Source organism: Microbacterium sp. NPDC089696 (assembly GCF_044749125.1).
Lineage (GTDB): Bacteria > Actinomycetota > Actinomycetes > Actinomycetales > Microbacteriaceae > Microbacterium.
In genome coordinates this window covers 218,246-237,624 of sequence record NZ_JBIVHF010000001.1, presented here as the reverse complement: position 1 = coordinate 237,624, position 19,379 = coordinate 218,246, and the positions used below count along the sequence as shown (strand labels likewise).

Genomic DNA, 19,379 nt, shown 5'->3' with positions numbered 1-19,379 from the left:
GACCGAGAGGTTCGAGCATCCCATGAGCCAGACCACAGAATCCTCGAACCACGCGGGGGCGGCCACCGGCCGCCCCCGCCCTCGGGGCCGCACCGGTTCCGACCCGGCGCCGCGCCGGCCCGGCGGCAAGGACCTCCTGCAGGCCCTGCCGTGGATCGCGCCGGCTCTGGTGCTGATCATCGGGGTGGTGCTGTTCCCGGCGGGGGTGATGTTCTTCAACTCCACCCGCGACATCTCCCTGTCGGGCCTGGACAAGGGCTCGGTCGGGTTCGACAACTTCGCCACCGTGTTCGGGTTCGCGGAGTTCTGGCCCATCCTGTTCCGCACGATCGTCTGGGTCGTCGCCGTCGTGTTCTTCACGGTCGCGATCTCGCTCGGCCTCGCGCAGATCCTGAACAAGGCGTTCCCCGGCAGGCAGATCGTGCGCATGGCCGTGATCGTCCCATGGGCGGCATCCGTCGTCATGACGACGATGGTGTTCTACTACAGCCTCGAGCCGTACTTCGGGGTGTTCAACAAGTTCCTCTACGACATCGGCCTGTCCGACGACGCCGTCGGCTACGGGTGGACCAAGAACCCGGCCACCGCGTTCACCTGGTCGATCGTGATCGCGATCTTCGTGTCCCTCCCGTTCACCACCTACACGATCCTCGCGGGGCTCCAGACCGTGCCCGCCGACGCGATCGAGGCAGCGAAGATGGACGGCGCCGGACCCGCCCGCACCTACTGGACGATCATCCTCCCCCAGCTGCGCAGCGCCCTCGCCGTCGCGATCCTCATCAACATCATCAACGTGTTCAACTCCCTGCCGATCCTCAAGGTCATGACCGGGTCGATCCCGGGCTACGGCGCCGACACGATCATGACGATGATCTTCAAGTACATCGAACTGCAGAAGAAGGTCGACGTCGCCAGCGCCCTGTCGGTCGTCGCCTTCCTCATCGTGATCGTGATCGTCGCGATCTACGTCAAGGCCGTCAAGCCCATGAAGGAGGTCTGATCATGACCATGACCGAGACCGCCCTCGTCACCACATCCGGATCGACGCCCGCTCCGCGTATCCCCGGCCGCAAGCGCCGCTACACCGCCGACCAGGTCACCCTCCCCCGGGTCATCCTGCGCACCGCCGCCGGATTCCTCGTCCTCGCGATCTTCGTGCTGCCGTACCTGATCATGTTCTTCGGCTCCGTGAAGACCAAGTCGCAGATCCGCTCCGTCGACCCCACCTACCTCCCCGTCGAATGGCACTGGGAGAACTACCTCTCGATGTGGTCGACGCCCGAGACCCCCCTGCCGTACAACCTCATCTCCACCGTCGTGATCTCCGTGTTCGCGACGATCCTCGTGCTGCTCGTGTCGCTCCCCGCCGCGTACTACACCGCGCGCTTCCGCTTCCCCGGACGCATGGTGTTCCTGTTCCTCGTCATCGTCACCCAGATGCTGCAGCCCGCCGTGCTCACCTCCGGACTCTTCCGACAGTTCACGACCCTCGGCCTCGGCGACACCTGGGCCGCGATGATCTTCATCAACGCCGCCTTCAACCTCTCCTTCGCCGTGTGGATCATGCACTCCTTCTTCGCCGGCATCCCCAAAGAGGTCGACGAAGCCGCGCAGATCGACGGCGCCGGACGCCTCACCGTCCTGTTCCGCATCAACCTCCCCCTCGTCTGGCCCGGCATCGTCACCGCCATCGTGTTCACGTTCGTCGCCTGCTGGAACGAGTTCGCCGCCTCGCTCGTGATCCTGTCCACCGACAAGAACCAGCCGCTGTCCGTGGCGCTGACCAAGTTCGTCGGGCAGTACGAAACGAGCTGGCAGTACGTGTTCGGCGTCTCCATCGTCGCCATCCTCCCCGTCGTCATCCTCTTCATGCTCATCGAGAAACGCCTCGTCGGCGGCCTCACCGCCGGCAGCGTGAAGTAGTCGGCGCACACCTCTGTGATAGACAGTGCGGAGACGACCGAGGGGGGTCCGGGTGCGTGGTGCGGTGAAGACGACGATGGCCGGGGTGATCGCGCTGGCCGCGATCGTGCTGAGTGGATGCGCGGTCGCGAGCACGACGCCACCGACGACCACGCCCGAGCCGACGCAGGAGCAGGCGCTCGATCTGTCGGCCGAGCCGCTGTCGGGCACGGGGCCGACCGAGCCGTACCCCGGCGTCGAGTTCCCGATCCCGGACGGCGCGCGGTCGGTGACGATCGACGTCGCCTGCGAGGGCGGCTCGCCCTACACCGTCCAGGTCGGTGACGCGATGGCGATGAACCAGGCCGTTCTCGACGGCACCTGCGACGGTACGACATCGATGGCCTGGCCGCTGTCGGAGGACACCCGCCCCACCCTCTCCATCTGGCTCCCGGACGGGGTCGCCTGGACCGCGACCCCGCACTTCTCCGCCGACGCGTTCGTGACCGACGAGACGATCGCGGCGGAGTGCGCGGCCTTCGGCGAGGTCTACAGCGCGCTCATGAACGCCGACCAGGGCGCTGTGAACTACAAGGCGTTCGGCACGGACGAGTGGACGGAACGCGTCGACGCCGCCGCCGCCGACCTCGAGGAGCTCGTGGACTCGTCGCAGACCGCGATGGCGCCCGGCTTCGCGCGGCTTCTCGCGATCGCGCAGAGTCCCGACCGTGCTCCCGGCTCCGTCACCGCCGGCCTGAACATCGCCGACCTGATCGGCCCGGACTGCGGGCTGAACCACACGCCGCTCGTCCTCAACGCCGAGTTCGGCGGCTGAGCCGGGAGGGATCGCGAGGTCAGCGCCCCTCGGCGGCCTCCGTGTGGTGGCGGATCACCTCGGCGACCACGAAGTTGAACCACTTCTCGGCGAACTCCGGGTCGAGGTGCGCCTCCTCGGCGAGCGCGCGCAGACGAGCCACCTGCTGCTCCTCGCGGCCGGGATCGGATGCCGGCATCTCGTGCTCCGCCTTGAGATGTCCCACCTGCTGCGTGGCCCGGAAGCGCTCCGCGAGCATGAAGATGAGCGCAGCGTCGATGTTGTCGATGCTGGAGCGGAGACGCAGGAGTTCAGCCCGGGGATCTTCGGCGGTCATGCCCCTACTCTACGGACACACCGGCGGCCGGGACCGGTCGTGACGACGGGGATGCGCCCGGTCGTCAAGACCCCGCCCGCTATCGTGAGCACATGAGCGAAGAAGAGCAGTCCGCACCGGAGACTCCGGCGCCCCCGGCATCCGCTCCCGCGGCCCCGCCGCAGACCGTCCAGGAGCAGGAGGCCGCGGACACGCCCGCCCCGCGCGCCTCCGTGGTCGAGCCGATGACGCCGAGCCGCTCGTTCTGGACGCGCATCGACCGCCCCTTCGTGTTCGGTTTCCTCGTGACCCTCGGCGGGCTCGCCGCGATCGTCCTGGGCCTCGCGCTCACGAGCCTGTCGACCGTGCTCATCTACATCGCGCTCGCCCTGTTCGCCGCCCTCGGTCTCGACCCGGCGGTGCGCTTCCTCGAACGCCGAGGTCTCTCCCGCGCGATCTCCGTCGTGGTGGTGATCCTCGCGCTCATCGTCGTCGTCGGCCTCATCCTCTGGATGATCGTGCCGATCGTGATCGAGCAGATCGCGAGCTTCGTCCGTTCGGTGCCCGGGATGATCCAGGAGTTCACCCGCAGCGACATCTACGCGACGCTCGAGGCCCAGTTCGGCGATCAGTTCGAGGACCTCGTCGCCGACGTGCAGAAGTTCCTCACCGACCCCGGCAACATCGCCGCGATCGGCGGCGGCGCGCTGCAGATCGGCGCCTCGATCGCGACCGCCATCTCGGGCGCGATCGTCGTGCTCGTGCTGACGCTGTACTTCGTCGCGACGCTGCCGATGATCAAGACCGGCCTGCTGCGCCTCGCCCCGGCGCGCGACCGTGCCCGCGTCGGCGACATCACCGACCAGATCACCGACTCCGTCGGCGGGTACGTCATGGGGATGGTCGTGCTCGCGTTCTTCAACGCGATCCTCGCCTTCCTCCTCTACCTCTTCCTCGGCCTGCCGTTCCCTCCGCTCATGGCGACCGTCGCGTTCTGCATCACACTGATCCCTCTCGTGGGATCGGTGATGTTCTGGATCATCGGCACGGGCCTCGCGCTGTTCACGAACCCGGTCGGAGCGCTGATCTTCGCGATCGTCTACCTGATCTACATGCAGGTCGAGGCGTACGTCATCACGCCGCGGGTCATGAACCGGGCGATCTCCATCCCCGGATCGCTCGTCGTGATCGGCGCCCTCGCCGGCGGCACCCTGCTCGGACTCCTCGGCGCCCTCGTGGCGGTGCCCGTCGCGGCATCCATCCTCATCATCATCAAGCAGGTGTGGGTGCCCCGGCAGGACGCACGGGTCTAGGCCGCACCGCGCCCCGCCCGATGCGCCGAAACCCACCACGATCGTCGAGACCCACCGGGATCGACGTCCGGCGTGGTGGGTCTCGGCGGGGATGGTGGGCCTGGGCGGCACGCACCGCACGAAGAAGCGCCCGGGACCGAAATCCCGGGCGCTTCCTGTGACTGCGACTCAGATCAGGTCGTTGTCCGTCAACCACTGCTTGGCGATGTCGGCCGAGGACTTCTGGTCGACCGTGCTCTGCACGTTGAGCGCGACGAGCTCCTCACCCGTGAGCTTGGCGCTGATCGCGTTCAGCACGTCGGAGACCTCGTCGGCGATGTCGCTGGACACGATCGGCACGACGTTCGACGAGATGATGAGGTTCTCGGGGTCCTCCAGGGCCACGATGTCCTCGGTCTCGAACGCCGGGTCGGCCGTGTAGATGTCCGCGACCTGGATCGCTCCGGCGAGGAGCGACTCCAGCGTGGTCTGACCGGTGGCCGAGAACGCCAGGTCGACGCCGTAGACCTCCTTGGCGCGAGCCGGGCTGTACGGACGCTGCTCGAACTCCGGAGCGGCGCCGATCGTGACCGGCGTCGACACGTTCTTGAGGTCGCCGATCGTCTTGAGGTCGTTCTCCTCCGCGAAGCTCTTCAGCACCGTGTAGGAGTCCTGGTCGGTGGCCTCGGCGAAGTCGAGGGCGGTCAGGCCCTCCGGCAATGCGTCGCCCAGGGCGGCGTACACGTCGTCGGGGCTCGTCACGTCGACGGCATCCTCCGAGAGGTACTCGAGCAGGCTGCCCGTGTACTCGGGGAAGACGTTGATCGCGCCGGACTCGACGTCGGGCATGTAGGCGTCGCGCTGGCCGATGTTGAGCTTCTTCTCGACGTCGAAGCCCTTGGCCTCGAGTGCCTGTGCGTAGATCTCGGCGATGATCTCGTTGGAGTAGTACGCCTGCGAGCCGACGACGATCGTGTCGCCCGAGCCCGAGCTCTCACCGGAGTCGGTCGGCTCGTCGAGCGGGTTGCTCGATGCGCAGGCAGACAGGGCGAGGGCCGCCGCGGCCACCAGGCCGACGGCGAAGACGGAGCGCTTGCCTCGTGATGTGAACATGGGATTCCTCTTCTCTGGGACTGCTGCTGTGTGACGAAGGGTCGGTGGGGTTTCGGAGCCGCTCAGGCGGCGGCGGGAGCGGATGCCGTCGCCGCCGCGTCCGCGCGGGCACGCCGGCGAGTGGGGCGACCGGCGCGGAGCCCGGCCGGGACGGCGGCATGCTGGGCGGCGGCGAGGAGCAGGTCGACGATGAGGGCGAGCACTGCGACGAGGAGCGCGCCGGCGAGCACCTGGTCGAAGCGGCGCAGCGGGATCCCCTGGATGATCGGGTATCCGAGCCCGCCGAGGTTCACGTACGCCGCGATGGTCACGGTGGCGATCACCTGGAGCAGCGCCGAGCGGATGCCGCCGACGAGCAGAGGCAGCCCGAGCGGGACCTCGACCTTCCAGAACACCTGCCATCCCGTCATGCCCATCGACTTCGCGGCGTCGATCACCCGGCGGTCGATGGCCTCGAGACCCGTGTAGGCGCCCGCGAGCAACGACGGGATCGCGAGCAGGACGAACGTGATGACGGCCGCCTCGGGGATGCGGAGCACCCCGAGGAGGAGCACCAGCAGGATCAGCAGGCCGAACGCGGGGATCGCGCGGGCCGCGCCGGACACCGCGACGGCGATCTCGCGCCCCTTGCCGGTGTGTCCGATGAGCCACCCGATCGGCAACGCGATGGCGGCGGCGATGAGGACGGAGATCGCGGTGAGCACGAGGTGCTGGCCGAGGAGCTTCGGCAGGGCGTAGTTGCCCGTCCACTGCTCGGGGGCGAACATCCAGGCGAAGGCTTCGGCGAAGAGGTTCATGCGGGAGCTCCCACGGCGATGGCCCGAGCGGCGGTCGACTTGGTGGCGGCGCGAGTCCACGGCATCAGCGCACGCCCGAGCAGCAGGAGGATCAGATCGATCACGAGGGCGATGATCACGACCGCGATGACGCCCGCGACGACCTCGGCGATGATGCGGCGCTCGAGCCCGTTCGTGAAGAGGTAGCCGAGGTTCGTCACGCCGATCAGGGTGCCGACGGTCGCGAGCGAGATCGTGCTGACGGCGGTGACGCGGAGACCGGCGAGGATCACGGGTCCGGCGAGGGGGAACTCCACCGCCCAGAACCGCCGGAACGAGGCGAAGCCCGTCGCCGTCGCCGCCTGTCGTACGTCGTCGTCGACCGAGTCGAGGCCGTCGGACACCGCGCGGACGAGGATCGCGATCGCGTAGATCGTGAGGGCGATCACCAGGTTCGACTCGCTGATCGCGGAGTAGCCGAGCGTCGCGGGCAGCAGGATGAGCAGCGCGAGCGACGGGATCGTGTAGAGCAACCCGGTGAGCACGATGATCGGCCCGCGCACGAGACGGAACCGCCAGGCGACCCAGCCCAGGGGGAGCGACAGGATGAACCCGATCACGATCGGGATGATGCTCTGGCGCAGGTGCACCAGGGTCAGGTCGAGGATCAGCCCGAGGTTGTCGCCGACCCAGTTCACGGGTGACCGCCCTGCACGGCGTCGAGCGCCGCGGCATCCGGCCCGGCGAGCGGCCCGTCCGCCTTCTCGACGTCGGCGACGATCGCGCCCTGCGTGCGCCCCTCGGAGTCGACGACCACGGTGCCGTGCGGTGTCTTCTTGAGGTGCAGCGCGCGTCGGCCGCGGTCGGCGCCGATGAACGTGGCGACGAAGTCGTCGGCCGGGTTCTCGATGATCTCGCTGGGGCTGCCCACCTGCACGATGCGCGCGCCCTTGTCCAGGATGACGACCTGGTCGCCGAGCAGGAACGCCTCGTCGATGTCGTGCGTCACGAACACGACCGTCTTGTCGAGCTCGTGCTGCAGGCGCAGCGTCTCCTGCTGCAGGTCGGCCCGCACGATCGGGTCGACCGCACCGAAGGGCTCGTCCATGAGGAGGATGTTCGGGTCGGCCGCGAGGCCGCGGGCGACGCCCACGCGCTGCTGCTGCCCGCCCGAGAGCTGGCTCGGGTACCGGTCGGCGAGCGCCTGGTCGAGGCCCACGGTGTCGAGCAGCTCGCGCGAGCGCCGGTGCGCGTCGGCCTTCTTCACGCCGTTGAGGCGGAGCACCGTGGCGACGTTCTCGATCACCGTGAAATGCGGCATCAGGCCGGAGTTCTGCATCACGTAGCCGATGCGGCGGCGGAGCGCGACGGGGTCGCCTGCCAGGACGCTCTCTCCGTCGATCTCGACCTCACCCGAGGTCGGCTCCACCATGCGGTTGATCATGCGGAGCAGGGTGGTCTTGCCGCATCCGGACGACCCGACGAAGACGGTCGTCTTGCGCGATGGCAGGACCAGGGAGAAGTCGTTCACGGCGACGGCGCCGCCGGGGAACTTCTTCGTGACGTTGCGGAATTCGATCATGGCTGTGCTCCAGTCGGTCGATCGACGAGTCGGACATCGGCGCCATGGCGCCGCCAGACGGTGGTCATGCCTCGATCTGCACGCGGGGGTCGAAGGCGACGAAGCCCGAGAAGTCCTTGCCGACCCGGTCGAAAGCCGACGGGTACGGGGTCGGGTACGACCAGGCGTAGTCGGTGTGGAGCTCGCCGCCGGCCTGCACGGAGAAGTACTGCGCCGCACCCTTCCAGGGGCACGTGTACGGCGTGGGGCTCTCGACGAGCACGCCCTCGGCGATCGACGCCGGCGGGAAGTACCAGTTCCCCTCGATGCGGGCGAGATCGCCCTCATCGGCCTCGGCGATGACGGTTCCTGCGAGTACAGCCTTCATGGTCCTGCCTCCTCGGATGTGGGTTCGAGCGTATAAGAGGTGTGCGACATCCGTCCCGGTCTTGCGCGACGGGTCGTCAATGTGCGAAACAATTCGCGTCCTGTTCGTCACGATGCCCCGGACGGATTGCTCCGGGGCGCAGGATGCTCACGCCGACTGCCGCCCGTAGCCTTCCAGGAGCCGAAGCCAGATCTCGCTGACGGTCGGATACGCGGGCACGGCGTGCCACAGTCGCGCGATCGGGACCTCGCCCGCGACGGCGATCGAGGCGGCCTGCACGAGCTCGGCGACCTCGGGCCCGACGAACGTCGCGCCGAGCACGACGTCGCGCGCGCTGTCGATCACGAGGCGTGCCTGGCCCTCGAAGCCGTCCTCGTAGACGCTCGCCCCCGCGACCCAGCCCAGGTCGTAGTCGACGACGGCGACCTCGTGTCCGGCCTCGCGCGCCTGCGCCTCGGTGAGCCCGACCGACGCGACCTCGGGGTACGAGAACGTCACCTGGGGAGCCGCGGTGTGGTCGGCTGTCGCGACATGGCGACCCCAGGGGGCGTCGTCGACGGCATCCCCCTTGGCCCGAGCGGCGATCACGTCGCCCGCCGCGCGCGCCTGGTACTTGCCCTGGTGCGTGAGCAGCACACGGCCGTTGACGTCGCCGACGGCGTAGAGCCAGTCCGACCCCGGCACGCGCAGCGTGTCGTCGACCTCGATCCAGCGGCCGGGCTCGAGACCCGCGACCTCGAGTCCCACGTCGCCGCTGCGCGGCTGTCGGCCCGTCGCGACGAGGACTTCGGATGCCGTGACCGTCGACCCGTCCGACAGCTCGATGGTCACGCCGTCGTCGTCGCGAGTCACGCTCGTCGTCTCGGTTCCGGTGCGCACGTCGACGCCCAGCTCGGCGAGGCCCTTCGCGACCCGCTCGCCCGCGAAGGGCTCGAGCGCACCGAGCAGACCGCTGCGGGCGATCACCGTGACGGTCGAGCCCAGCGAGGCGTACACGGTCGCCATCTCGACCGCGACCACGCCCCCGCCGATCACGGCGAGGGACTCCGGCAGCTCCTCGGCGCTCGTCGCCTCACGGCTGGTCCACGGCTCGGCGTCGGCGAGTCCAGGGACGGGCGGGATGACGGCATCCGATCCGGTGCTGATCGCGACCGCGTGACGCGCCCGGATCACGCGCGTGCCGCCGTCGGCATCCGTCACGGTGACCTCGCGCTCGCCCGTGAGGCGTCCGTGGCCGCGCACCAGGTCGATCCCGGCGGACTCGAGCCACTTCACCTGCCCGTCGTCCGACCAGTTGCTCGTGAACGAGTCGCGCCGGTCGAACACCGCCCGCACATCGAGGGTCCCGGTCACGGCCTGTGCCGCCCCTCCGACCTTCTGCGCCGCGCGCAGCGCCTGCGCCGGGCGCAGCAGCGCCTTCGACGGCATGCACGCCCAGTAGGAGCATTCGCCCCCGACGAGCTCGCTCTCGACGATGATCGTCCGCAGTCCGCCCTGCACGGCTCGGTCGGCGACGTTCTCGCCCACCGCCCCGCCGCCCAGGACGATCAGGTCGTACTCTTCGGTCTCCGCAGCCATGGGGTCACCTCTCCGTCGACGGGTCGTGTCCGTCGCCCAGTCTTGCTCAGAAGCAACGTCGAGTCACGGGTGAGTTGTTCCGGGCGGGTCGGATTCGGCGTGTCGGATCCGGAGGCGAAGGTCCCCGCGGCTCAGTCGCGCGGAGCGACGCGTCCGGCGAGGAGGGCCGCGGCGAGCGCGATCACGGCGGCGAGGGCGAACACCGCGGCGAAGGGGTCGGCGACGGATGCCGAGGTGAAGAGCACACCCGTGAGGGCGAGGGCGAGCGCGCTGCCGAACGAGTCCGAGACGGTCATCGCGGCGCTGTTGAAGCCCTGCGACGCGGGTGCCGACATCTCGAGGGTGAGCGCGCTGGTGCGCGGGCTCATCAGTCCCATGCCCGCCCCGGCGAGGATCCAGGCCGCGACGATCACCGCGAGCGGGGCTGCGACGAGCACGGCGGCGAGCGCGGCGATCACCCCCGCAGCGACGAGCGCCGTGCCGAGGCGCACCGAGACGACGCTCGACAGGCGCGCGCCCATCCGTCCCTGCACGGTCGCCGCGGCCGACCACGCCAGTGCGCCTCCGGTGAGCGACAGCCCGGCCACGGTCGGCGACAGCTCGTACCGGTCGGTGAGGAGGTACGGGATGTAGACCTGCGCTCCGAAGAACCCTGCGGCGCCGAGGCCGCGCACGAGGATGACGGAGGGGAGCCCGCGGCGGGCGCGCAGCGCCCCGGTCGGCAGCAGCGGGCGCACCGCGACGAGCGCCACGACCACGGCGACCGCCGCGAGGACGGGCCCCGCGCCCGGGATGTCGCCCACGAGGTTCAGGCCGAGCACCGCGACGGCCGCGAGCACCGACCAGCCGAGCCGTCCGAGCGCCCACGGCGTGGTCGGGTCGCCGCCCGCGAGGCCGCGGAGTGCGGGGACGACCATGAGCAGCGCGGGGATGACCAGAAGCACGACCCCGAGGAACACCCAGTGCCAGCTCCACAGCTCGGTCACGGCTCCGGCGATGGTCGGTCCGACGAGCGAGGGCACGACCCAGGCGGCCGCGAATCCCGCGAAGATCGCCGGATGCAGCGTGGTCGGGTACACCCGCGCCACGACCACGTACAGCGCGACCATGAGACCGCCGTTGCCGAGTCCCTGCGCGAAGCGTCCGGCGACGAGCACCTCCATGGTCGGGGCGAACCCGGCGACGAGGAGTCCGACCACGAACAGGGCGACCGCGGCGAGCAGCGGGGCGACGGGTCCGCGACGGTCGGCCGCGTTGCCCGCAGCCACCATGCCGATCACACCGGTCGCCAGAGGGCCGGCGAAGGCGAGTGCGTAGAGGCGCTCCCCGTCGAGGTCGGCGCTCACGGCCGGCATGACGGTCGTGACCGCGAGCGATTCGAACGCCCCGAGGAAGACGAGCGCGCACGCGCCGATCGTGATCCAGAGGTAGCCGCGGCTCAGGATGCCCGGGGCACGCGTGGTCGGGGTCAGCCCGGTGTCGAGAGTCATGATCTCGACCGTAGAACCTCAAGGTAACTTGAGGTCAAGCGGAGCATCGCAGATCCGCACCGGAAACGTGCGACACGGGCGCGAAAGTGCGACGAAGACGTCAGCGCACGGGAAGGAAGTGCGTGGGCGTCGGCACCTGTGCCTCGTGACGGATGCCGAGCACGGCGCCCGAGCGCTCGTCGAGGTCGAGCAGCGCGATCGTGTCGGACCGCTGTCCCGCGACGAGGAGCTTGCCCTCGTGCACGAGGTGATGCCGCGGCCAGTCGACTCCCGAGTCGGCGAGCGCCACCGGCTCCAGAGCCTCGCCTGCTCCACGTACCCGCAGCGTCGCGATCGTGTTGCTGCCGCGCAGCGCCGTGTACAGGAACTGCCCGTCACGGGTGCGGGCGAGCTCGGCGGGGAAGTCCACGCCGACCTCGGCGACCGGGCTCGACAGCACCGACGACACGATGCGCCAGATGCCGTCGGGGCCCGCGGCGAGCGTGAACACCTCGCACGAGTACTCGGTCACGACGTGCAGGTGGCCGCTCGGGTGCACGACCATGTGCCGCGGACCGGTGCCCTGCGGCAGCGTCACCTCGTGGTCGAGCACCAGCCCGGCCGGTGTCGGACGCCAGAACCGCACGAGGTCGAATCCCAGATCGGTCGTCGCGATGCGCCCGTCGGGAAGGAACGCGGACGCGTGCGCGTGCGAGACGCGCTCGTCGCCGGTCGCCGTGAGGGCGCCGGAGTACGGGTCGGATGCCGCCGCGGCGACACCCGCGGGCGCAGACGTCTCGGCGGGTTCGCCGAGCAGCGCCGCACGAAGCTCGGCGGCCGTGTTCGCGGCATCCGGAACCGGGCTCCCGTCGGGGGCGATGCCGATCCTGACGACGCGTCCGTCGCCGTAGCAACTCGCCACGAGGTACGTCCCACTGGGCGCGACCGCGACATGGCACACCGAGTCGCCGGCCTCGACCGGGTCGCCGAGCGGCTGCAGCGTCGACTCGCCCGTGCGACGGAACGCCTGCACCGCGGCATCCCCCTCCAGCGCCGCGTACACGACGTCGAGCGAGGGATGCTGCGCGAGCCAGGACGGCGAGGGCGTCTGCGTGACCGCGCCGCGGTACGAGAGCTTCGTGGGGGTCTGCTCGTCGCCCGCGAGCAGACCGATGCCGTCGGCCGACCCGTCCATGGCGGCGCCGTAGCCGCCCAGCCAGAACCGTGTCATCCGACGCTCAGTCGAGGAGGTCCGTGCGCACGACCACCTGGTCGCGCTCGGGGCCGACGCCGATGACCGAGATGCGCGTGTTGCTCATGCCCTCGAGCGCCAGCACGTAGTCCTGGGCGTTCTTCGGCAGATCGTCGAACGTGCGCGCGGTCGAGATGTCCTCGGACCAGCCGGGGAAGTACTCGAGGATCGGCGTCGCGTGGTGGAAGTCGGTCTGGTTGACCGGCACCTCGTCGAAGCGCTCGCCGTCGACGTCGTACGCGACGCAGACGGGGATCTGCTCGAGTCCCGTGAGGATGTCGAGCTTCGTGAGCACGAGGTCGGTGATCCCGTTGACGCGCGTCGCGTAGCGCGTGATCGGGGCGTCGTACCAGCCGACACGGCGCGGACGTCCGGTCGTGGTGCCGAACTCGAAGCCGCGCGAGCGGAGCCAGTCGCCCTGCTCGTCGAACAGCTCGGTCGGGAAGGGACCCGATCCGACACGGGTCGTGTACGCCTTGACGATGCCGACGATGCGGTCGAGCGCGCCGGGGCCGACGCCCGATCCGGATGCCGCGCCCGCGGCCGTCGCGGTCGACGAGGTCACGAACGGGTACGTGCCGTGGTCGATGTCGAGCATCGTGGCCTGGCCGCCCTCGAACACGACGACCTCGCCGCGGTCAAGCGCCTCGGCGATCAGGTAGCCGGTGTCGGCGACCATCGGGCGCAGCCGCTCGGCGTACGACAGGAGCTCCTCGACGATCTCGTCGACCGTGACCGCACGGCGGTTGAAGACCTTCACGAGCAGGTGGTTCTTCTGGTCGAGGGCCCCCTCGACCTTCTGCCGCAGGATGTTCTCATCGAAGAGGTCCTGCACACGGATGCCGACGCGGTTGATCTTGTCGGCGTAGGCCGGACCGATGCCGCGGCCGGTCGTGCCGATGTTGCGCTTGCCGAGGAAGCGCTCGGTGACCTTGTCGAGCGTGCGGTGGTACTGCGTGATGATGTGCGCGTTGGCCGACACCTTCAGGCGCGAGACGTCGATGCCGCGGGCGCCGAGCGCCTCGAGCTCGTGGAACAGCACCTCGAGGTCGATCACGACGCCGTTGCCGATGACCGGCGTGACACCGGGCGACAGGATGCCGGACGGCAGCAGGTGCAGCGCGTACTTCTCGTTGCCGACGACGACCGTGTGCCCGGCGTTGTTGCCGCCGTTGAACTTCACGACCCAGTCGGTGCGCTCGCCGAGCAGGTCGGTGGCCTTCCCCTTGCCCTCATCGCCCCACTGGACGCCGACGATCACGATTCCTGGCATGGGTGTCCCCCTTGCTGACGCCGGGTTCGCACCGGCTGATGAGCTGGCCCTCTTCGGGCGCTCCCATCCTACCGGGGCGTGGTTTCGGAGCCGTTTCGGGGCGTACAGCCGTTGCATCTGCAGGACCGGGGCACGGATGCAGGACCGCCGACGCCGATCGATCCTGCAGGTGTTCCCCCGTCCCGCAGGCGTGCCCGCAGCTGGCGGGAAAGCGACGGATGCTGTCGCTCGTCCGATCGCGGATGTCGGTGGCCGGTGCCACGATCGGAGGATGGCAGAGACCGATCGGGACACCGGCGACGTGACGGTGTCGTCGTCCGCAGCCACCCGTCGTCAGGGTCCGCTCGTGCTCCTCGCCGCGCTGGTCACAGTCGTGCTGTGGGCGTCGGCGTTCATCGGCATCCGCGGGGCGGGGCCGCATTTCGACCCCGGGGCGCTCGCGCTGCTGCGCATGGCCGTGGGCAGCCTCGTCCTCGCCGTGATCGCGCTGCGGCACGGCATCCGCCTTCCCGAGCGGAGGCACTGGTGGCTCATCGCGGTCTGGGGCGTGGGCTGGTTCTGCGTCTACAACCTCGCACTCAACGCCGCCGAGCGCACGCTCGACGCCGGCACCGCGGCGATGGTCGTGAATCTCGCGCCGCTCATGGTCGTGGTGTTCAGCGGACTGTTCCTGCGCGAGGGGTTCCCGAAGCCCCTGATCGTCGGCGCGCCGATCGCCTTCCTCGGGGTGGTGCTGATCGGCCTGAACTCCTCGACGGACGCCGGACCCGACATCACGGGCCTGCTGCTCGCACTGCTCGCGGCGGTCATGTACGCGGGGTGCACGCTGCTGCAGAAGCGCCTCCTCAACGCGGGGTCCGACGCCACGACGCTCACGTTCTTCGGGGCCGTCGCCGGCACGGTCGCGCTGCTGCCCTGGACCGGGAGCCTCGTCGGCGCCGTGCAGGCCGCGCCGCTCGACTCGACCCTCTGGGTGATCTACCTCGGCGTCTTCCCCACGGCCATCGCGTTCACGACCTGGGCCTACGTGCTGCAGCGCAGCACCGCGGGGCAGACCTCCGCGACGACCTACGTCGTGCCCGCGATCGCGATCCTGCTGTCGTGGGCGATCCTCGGCGAGGTGCCGACTCCGCTCATGTTCCTCGGCGGGGCGCTGTGCCTGCTCGGCGTGCTCGTCACGCGCCTTCGCTGGGGGCGGCGACCGCGCTGACGCTCAGCGACGCGGGATCGAGCCGCGGATCGCGCCGCGCTGCGCCTCGACGCTCCGCAGCATCTCGCCCGCCAGCTTGCGCTTGAGCTCGAGCGACTCGCCGATCTCCGTTGCCAGACGCGGACGCGTGCGGATCAGTTCGTCGACCGTCGCGAGCGGCAGCACCACCACCGTGAGGATCTCCCCCGCCACGGTCACGGCCTGCGTGCGCTCGCGCGTGAGAGCCGTCTGGCCGATGATGTCGCCCTTCTCCGCGGTGGCGAACTCCACGCGACCGCCGTCGACCTCGAGCGCCAGCACGGCGCGGCCCGACACCACCACACGCACCTCGTCGGGCACGACCCCGCTCGCGAGCACCACCTCGCCGACGCCGTAGCGCTCCAGGTGCGAGCCCTGCAGCATCGCCTCGAGGTCGTCGTCGTGCAGGTGCAGCGTGCCCGAGATGGCGGTGAGCGCCTCGACGAGCCGTGCGGGTTCGGCGATCGGATCGGTGTCGTCGCCGTCGAGCGCGAACCCGTGGCGGCGCGCGGCGTACCAGAGCCACGACAGGTAGGTCGAGAGCGCGCGCCCGGCATCCGCGGGTCCGGCGACGGGGATCGAGACGCTGTAGGCCCCGGAACCCGAATAGCTCGCGGTGGTCCGCTCCCCCGGCGCGAGCATCGGGAGTCCGTCCCCCACCCGGACGAGCAGTGCGATGACCTCGTGCGGCGGGTCGTCCGTCGCGAAGGTGACCGAGGCTTCGGCCGAGTACGGGCCGTCCGGCTCCGAGAGGTTCGTGAACGAGGCGCCGGACAGGCTGGAGTTCGGCACGATCTGGATGCCGGAGCCGGTGTCGATGTGCACGGCGCGCCAGTTGACCTCGACCACTCGTCCGCGTACTCCGGCCGCGTCGAGGAAGTCGCCGATCTTGAACGGCTGCTCGAACAGCAGCAGCAGACCCGAGATCACACCGCCCACAGCGTTCTGCAGTGCGAGGCCGATCACGATCGATCCGACGCCGAGAGCCGTGAAGAGACCGCCCACGTCGGCATCCCAGACCCAGGAGAAGAGCAGTGCGAGCCCGAGCGCCACGAGGACGAGGCGGGCGATCTCGACGAAGATCGACGGGATGCGCTTGCGCCACGAGTCCTCGGCCGCGTTCGCGAACAGCGCCACGTTGAACGACGACAGCAGCAGGAGGATCACGAGGAAGCCGAAGACCGTCGCGACGATCCGCGTCCAGACCTGCTCGGCGGGCGACTGGATCGCGAAGGCCAGCAGGGCGAAGAGCGCCCCGACCGGGATCACCCCGTTGCGCAGCAGGCGCAGCGGGCCCGCGAGCGGGTTGTTGCGGCGACGCAGTCCGTTGATCAGCTCGGTGAGGACGACGAGCAGCACGGGTACGCCGACCGCGAGGGCGATGACCCACCAGCCCCAGCCGTCGCGGAACGCGTCCTCGAGCATGTCAGGCCACCCTCCACACGGTCTCGGTGCCGCCGTGGGCCTCGATCGTGCCGGCCTCGCTGTACGTGAAGATCTCGCGCGTGCGGTCGTAGACCGTCTGGCTCACGTACACGCCGGGGTCGCCCGTGACCGAGCGGACCCGATACGCCAGGTTCACGGCATCGCCCCACAGGTCGTACGCCAGGCTCGTCCGCGCGACGAGACCACTCGTCACGGTGCCGGTGTCCACACCGGCGCGGACACCGATCGCGGTGCCGTTCTGTGCGTTGAACCGCTCGACCGCGGCGAGCACGTTCCTGGCGAAGTCGACGCTGCGCCTCACGTTGTCGACGCGCGGCACGACGAGCCCCGAGGACGCCAGGTACCCACCGCGCAGGGTTCGCACCTTCTCGACGCCGGCCTTCTCGGCCGCCTCGTCGAAGCCGCGCATGAGCGTGTTGAGGTGACCGATCTCCTGCTCGGGCGACAGGCCCCGGGCGTAGTCGTCGAAGCCGATGAGCTCCGCGAACACGACCGACACGTTCTCGTGCGCCTCGGAGATCGCCTCGTCGCCCTTCTTGTACTTCGCGGCGACGCTCTCGGGCATGAGCGTGAGCAGGAGCTTCTCGTTCTCGGCCTGCTGCTCGTCGATGAGCTCCTGCTTGATGCGCAGACTCGACGCCATGTCGTTGAAGGCGTGCCCGAGGTCGCCGAACTCGTCGCGGGCGCCCTGGGGCACCTGGACGTCGAGGTCTCCCTCCGCGACCCGGTGCACGGCCCCGACGAGACGGTGCACCGGCCTCGTGAACACCTGCGCGAGCAGGAGCGACAGGAGCGAGACGCCGAGCAGGATGCCGAGCAGCGACAGCAGCACCGTGCGGGTGAAGTCGCTCACCGGAGCGAACGCCTCCTCCGAGTCGATGCGCGCGATGATGACCCAGTCGAGCCCTTCGATCTCGAGCGGCGCGTACGCCGTGACGCTCTCACGCCCCAGGTAGTCGCGGCCGATCGTCGTGCCGGAGCGCCCGGCCTGGGCATCCGTGACGGCCTGCGTGTTGACCTGCTGCAGGAGCACCGTGCCGTTCACCTCGACGGCCCGCTGCACGACGCTCGGCGGGACGCCGCCGTTCACGGCGATCTTCGCGTAGTTCTCGGGATCCTCGATCAGGCGACGGGAGTTGCTGCGCATGAGGTCGTCGCGACCGACGAGGTAGACCTCGCCGGTGTCGCCGAGCCCCTGCTCCTTCCACTGCTCCTTGCCCGTGGTGAGGTCGTTGATCGTGTCGATCGACACCTGGAAGGCCATGGCGCCCGTGATGCGGCTGTCGTTGCCGACGGGGGAGATCACCCACATGGTCGGGATGCCGAGCGAGGGCACCCACCGCTCGAAGTCGGTGAGGATGACGGTGCTGACCGAGTTCGTGGCGATCGCCTCGGCGTAGGCCTTCGCGAGCACCGTGTCGCGGTACGGGCCGGTCATGAGGTTGGTGCCGAGCTCCGCACCCTTGTAGGCCGAGAACACGACGTCGCCGTCGAGGTTCATCAGCAGCGCGTCCTCGTAGCCGGCTTCGCGGACGAGTCGGGTGAAGTAGTCGCCGTAGCGGGCCGAGGCCTCGGCGTAGGTCGAGCCGTCGCCGGGGTCGTTGTCGTCGAGGAGCGTGTCGTAATCGGCGTCGAAGTCCTGGTTCAGGGTCGTGAAACGCGCCTGCAGGTGCTGGCCGGCGACGGACTCGGGGATGAATGCCTCGTCGCCGTACGAGTCGCCCGTGCGGTTCTCGAGCTCGGGGATGAAGGTGTCGGTGTAGTAGGTCTCCAGCGCCGCACGGTCCTCGGGCTCCGACGTCTCCTGCTCCAGCGCCTCGTACCCCTCGTTGATCGAGGTCGACAACGTCTGCGCGCTGAGGTTGCGGGAGTGGAGCGAGGCGTCGCGCTTGACGGCGTCGATCGCCGTGGTGATCTCGGCCGCGCGCATGGAACGGATCGTGATGAGCTGGTCGACGGCCGAGTCGTGCAGCGACTGGCGACCGTTGAGGAACCCGATCGTTCCGACGATCACCGACGAGACGAGACTCACCGCCAGCAGCATGATGAGCAGTTTGGATTGGATGCTGAGCCCCGCGCGGCCGCGCCAGGAGCGTCGACCCTCTCGGGATGCAGGTGTCGTCGTGCCTTCGCTCATGTGCCCCTCCGCCACGCGCGTTGCCGTCCTGCGTCAGACGCTATCGATATATCGGTACGTCGGTCTAGGGTCGACTTCGCGCGATGTCGATAGTGTGTGCGCGGAGGCGAACATGAAGACCTGGTGGCCCTACGCACGACTGGCAGCCGCGGCGCTCGGCCTGGCCGCGGTGATCGCGCAGCTCTCCCGCACGCTGCAGATCGCCACGCAGGCGACGACGCCGTGGGGCGCCGACCTGCCGACCGTCGGCGGGAACTTCCTCAGCTTCTTCACGATCGACTCGAACCTGATCGCCGCGGTCGCTTTCGTGCTCGGCGCCGTCTGGGCTCTCCGCCACCGCGGCGACGACGAGCCGGAGCCCCGCTGGCTCGCGGTCCTGCTGGTCTGCGCCGGCACCTACATGATCGTGACCGGCATCGTGTACAACACCCTGCTCCGCGGGATCGAGCTGCCCCAGGGCGTGACGGTTCCCTGGTCGAACGAGGTCCTGCACGTGATCGTGCCCGTGCTCCTCCTGCTCGATGTGCTGTTCGCCCCGCGTCGACGGTCCCTGCCGTGGAGCACCGTGGCGATCACGGCGATCTTCCCGCTCGCCTGGGTCGCGTACACGATGATCCGCGCGAACCTGGTCATCTCGCCCGCCACGGGCGAGCCCTGGTGGTACCCGTACCCGTTCCTGAACCCGAACGTCGTCCCCGGCGGCTACCTCGGGGTCGCCGGCTACATCGTCGGCATCGCGATCGCGATCGTCGGCGTCGCGTTCTTCGTGGTCTGGGTGGGGCGCCGCCGCGCGGCATCCGTCCCCGACACGGCCTGACGTTCCTCCGAAGCCGT

At 69.6% G+C, this 19,379-nt stretch carries 18 protein-coding genes; 6 read left to right on the top strand and 12 right to left on the bottom strand.

Going from position 1 to position 19,379, the window contains the following annotated elements:
• Positions 1 to 22 precede the first annotated feature (22 nt).
• From ACIPY8_RS01150 to ACIPY8_RS01140, 3 genes are all read left to right on the top strand, one after another.
• On the top strand, positions 23 to 1,000 hold the full coding sequence (locus ACIPY8_RS01150; protein ID WP_400814043.1) for a carbohydrate ABC transporter permease: 978 nt from the start codon (positions 23 to 25) through the stop codon (positions 998 to 1,000).
• Positions 1,001 to 1,002: 2 nt separating this feature from the next.
• Entirely contained in the window at positions 1,003 to 1,923 is a 921-nt protein-coding gene (locus ACIPY8_RS01145) for a carbohydrate ABC transporter permease (protein ID WP_400814041.1), read from the top strand.
• A gap of 64 nt (positions 1,924 to 1,987) precedes the next feature.
• The gene (locus ACIPY8_RS01140; RefSeq protein ID WP_400814040.1) at positions 1,988 to 2,737 is read left to right on the top strand and encodes a hypothetical protein; all 750 of its coding nucleotides are present in this window, start codon (positions 1,988 to 1,990) and stop codon (positions 2,735 to 2,737) included.
• Positions 2,738 to 2,756: 19 nt separating this feature from the next.
• Here ACIPY8_RS01140 and ACIPY8_RS01135 read toward each other — a convergent pair whose 3' ends face one another.
• Positions 2,757 to 3,053 (bottom strand): chorismate mutase, encoded by a 297-nt coding sequence (locus ACIPY8_RS01135; protein ID WP_400814039.1) that lies wholly within the window; start codon positions 3,051 to 3,053, stop codon positions 2,757 to 2,759.
• A 92-nt stretch (positions 3,054 to 3,145) separates the two neighbouring features.
• Between ACIPY8_RS01135 and ACIPY8_RS01130 the strand changes: the two genes are divergently transcribed.
• On the top strand, positions 3,146 to 4,345 hold the full coding sequence (locus ACIPY8_RS01130; protein ID WP_400814037.1) for an AI-2E family transporter: 1,200 nt from the start codon (positions 3,146 to 3,148) through the stop codon (positions 4,343 to 4,345).
• Between the two features lie 168 nt (positions 4,346 to 4,513).
• On the opposite strand, the gene ACIPY8_RS01125 is transcribed toward ACIPY8_RS01130, so the two are convergent.
• The 9 genes from ACIPY8_RS01125 to ACIPY8_RS01085 all read right to left on the bottom strand — a co-directional run bounded on the left by ACIPY8_RS01125 (position 4,514) and on the right by ACIPY8_RS01085 (position 13,734).
• Entirely contained in the window at positions 4,514 to 5,437 is a 924-nt protein-coding gene (locus ACIPY8_RS01125) for an ABC transporter substrate-binding protein (RefSeq protein ID WP_400814035.1), read from the bottom strand.
• A gap of 62 nt (positions 5,438 to 5,499) precedes the next feature.
• The gene (locus ACIPY8_RS01120; protein ID WP_400814033.1) at positions 5,500 to 6,234 is read right to left on the bottom strand and encodes an ABC transporter permease; all 735 of its coding nucleotides are present in this window, start codon (positions 6,232 to 6,234) and stop codon (positions 5,500 to 5,502) included.
• Complete coding sequence (locus ACIPY8_RS01115) at positions 6,231 to 6,911, bottom strand: ABC transporter permease (RefSeq protein ID WP_400814031.1); 681 nt, start codon at positions 6,909 to 6,911, stop codon at positions 6,231 to 6,233. The genes ACIPY8_RS01120 and ACIPY8_RS01115 overlap by 4 nt, the downstream gene beginning before the upstream one ends.
• Positions 6,908 to 7,795: an ABC transporter ATP-binding protein gene (locus tag ACIPY8_RS01110; RefSeq protein ID WP_400814029.1), complete on the bottom strand. Its 888-nt coding sequence runs from the start codon at positions 7,793 to 7,795 to the stop codon at positions 6,908 to 6,910. Before ACIPY8_RS01110 ends, ACIPY8_RS01115 begins: the two co-directional genes overlap by 4 nt.
• 64 nt (positions 7,796 to 7,859) lie before the next feature.
• A complete protein-coding gene (locus tag ACIPY8_RS01105) occupies positions 7,860 to 8,162 on the bottom strand; it encodes a DUF427 domain-containing protein (RefSeq protein ID WP_400814028.1) in 303 nt (100 codons plus the stop codon).
• A 147-nt stretch (positions 8,163 to 8,309) separates the two neighbouring features.
• Positions 8,310 to 9,740: a dihydrolipoyl dehydrogenase family protein gene (locus ACIPY8_RS01100; RefSeq protein ID WP_400814027.1), complete on the bottom strand. Its 1,431-nt coding sequence runs from the start codon at positions 9,738 to 9,740 to the stop codon at positions 8,310 to 8,312.
• Between the two features lie 131 nt (positions 9,741 to 9,871).
• Positions 9,872 to 11,230: an MFS transporter gene (locus ACIPY8_RS01095; RefSeq protein WP_400814025.1), complete on the bottom strand. Its 1,359-nt coding sequence runs from the start codon at positions 11,228 to 11,230 to the stop codon at positions 9,872 to 9,874.
• 100 nt (positions 11,231 to 11,330) lie between these two features.
• Positions 11,331 to 12,440 (bottom strand): lactonase family protein, encoded by a 1,110-nt coding sequence (locus ACIPY8_RS01090; RefSeq protein WP_400814024.1) that lies wholly within the window; start codon positions 12,438 to 12,440, stop codon positions 11,331 to 11,333.
• Positions 12,441 to 12,447: 7 nt separating this feature from the next.
• The gene (locus ACIPY8_RS01085; protein ID WP_400814022.1) at positions 12,448 to 13,734 is read right to left on the bottom strand and encodes an adenylosuccinate synthase; all 1,287 of its coding nucleotides are present in this window, start codon (positions 13,732 to 13,734) and stop codon (positions 12,448 to 12,450) included.
• Between the two features lie 271 nt (positions 13,735 to 14,005).
• On the opposite strand from ACIPY8_RS01085, the gene ACIPY8_RS01080 reads away from it, so the two are divergent.
• Positions 14,006 to 14,944, top strand: a complete 939-nt coding sequence (locus ACIPY8_RS01080; protein WP_400814020.1) for a DMT family transporter — start codon at positions 14,006 to 14,008, stop codon at positions 14,942 to 14,944.
• A 3-nt stretch (positions 14,945 to 14,947) separates the two neighbouring features.
• Here ACIPY8_RS01080 and ACIPY8_RS01075 read toward each other — a convergent pair whose 3' ends face one another.
• On the bottom strand, positions 14,948 to 16,387 hold the full coding sequence (locus tag ACIPY8_RS01075) for a mechanosensitive ion channel domain-containing protein (RefSeq protein ID WP_400814019.1): 1,440 nt from the start codon (positions 16,385 to 16,387) through the stop codon (positions 14,948 to 14,950).
• Between the two features lies 1 nt (position 16,388).
• Positions 16,389 to 18,545, bottom strand: a complete 2,157-nt coding sequence (locus ACIPY8_RS01070) for an adenylate/guanylate cyclase domain-containing protein (RefSeq protein WP_400814016.1) — start codon at positions 18,543 to 18,545, stop codon at positions 16,389 to 16,391.
• Between the two features lie 112 nt (positions 18,546 to 18,657).
• Here ACIPY8_RS01070 and ACIPY8_RS01065 point away from each other — a divergent pair, with 112 nt between their 5' ends.
• Entirely contained in the window at positions 18,658 to 19,362 is a 705-nt protein-coding gene (locus tag ACIPY8_RS01065; RefSeq protein WP_400814014.1) for a Pr6Pr family membrane protein, read from the top strand.
• The last annotated feature ends 17 nt before the right edge of the window (positions 19,363 to 19,379 follow it).

Bases quoted from the DNA above. Each gene is read 5' to 3' on its own strand.
- ACIPY8_RS01150 (WP_400814043.1), top strand. From the start codon at position 23: ATGAGCCAGACCACAGAATCCTCGAACCACGCGGGGGCGGCCACCGGC.
- ACIPY8_RS01145 (WP_400814041.1), top strand. From the start codon at position 1,003: ATGACCATGACCGAGACCGCCCTCGTCACCACATCCGGATCGACGCCC.
- ACIPY8_RS01135 (WP_400814039.1), bottom strand. From the start codon at position 3,053: ATGACCGCCGAAGATCCCCGGGCTGAACTCCTGCGTCTCCGCTCCAGC.
- ACIPY8_RS01130 (WP_400814037.1), top strand. From the start codon at position 3,146: ATGAGCGAAGAAGAGCAGTCCGCACCGGAGACTCCGGCGCCCCCGGCA.
- ACIPY8_RS01125 (WP_400814035.1), bottom strand. From the start codon at position 5,437: ATGTTCACATCACGAGGCAAGCGCTCCGTCTTCGCCGTCGGCCTGGTG.
- ACIPY8_RS01120 (WP_400814033.1), bottom strand. From the start codon at position 6,234: ATGAACCTCTTCGCCGAAGCCTTCGCCTGGATGTTCGCCCCCGAGCAG.
- ACIPY8_RS01110 (WP_400814029.1), bottom strand. From the start codon at position 7,795: ATGATCGAATTCCGCAACGTCACGAAGAAGTTCCCCGGCGGCGCCGTC.
- ACIPY8_RS01105 (WP_400814028.1), bottom strand. From the start codon at position 8,162: ATGAAGGCTGTACTCGCAGGAACCGTCATCGCCGAGGCCGATGAGGGC.
- ACIPY8_RS01100 (WP_400814027.1), bottom strand. From the start codon at position 9,740: ATGGCTGCGGAGACCGAAGAGTACGACCTGATCGTCCTGGGCGGCGGG.
- ACIPY8_RS01095 (WP_400814025.1), bottom strand. From the start codon at position 11,230: ATGACTCTCGACACCGGGCTGACCCCGACCACGCGTGCCCCGGGCATC.
- ACIPY8_RS01090 (WP_400814024.1), bottom strand. From the start codon at position 12,440: ATGACACGGTTCTGGCTGGGCGGCTACGGCGCCGCCATGGACGGGTCG.
- ACIPY8_RS01085 (WP_400814022.1), bottom strand. From the start codon at position 13,734: ATGCCAGGAATCGTGATCGTCGGCGTCCAGTGGGGCGATGAGGGCAAG.
- ACIPY8_RS01080 (WP_400814020.1), top strand. From the start codon at position 14,006: ATGGCAGAGACCGATCGGGACACCGGCGACGTGACGGTGTCGTCGTCC.
- ACIPY8_RS01075 (WP_400814019.1), bottom strand. From the start codon at position 16,387: ATGCTCGAGGACGCGTTCCGCGACGGCTGGGGCTGGTGGGTCATCGCC.
- ACIPY8_RS01070 (WP_400814016.1), bottom strand. From the start codon at position 18,545: ATGAGCGAAGGCACGACGACACCTGCATCCCGAGAGGGTCGACGCTCC.
- ACIPY8_RS01065 (WP_400814014.1), top strand. From the start codon at position 18,658: ATGAAGACCTGGTGGCCCTACGCACGACTGGCAGCCGCGGCGCTCGGC.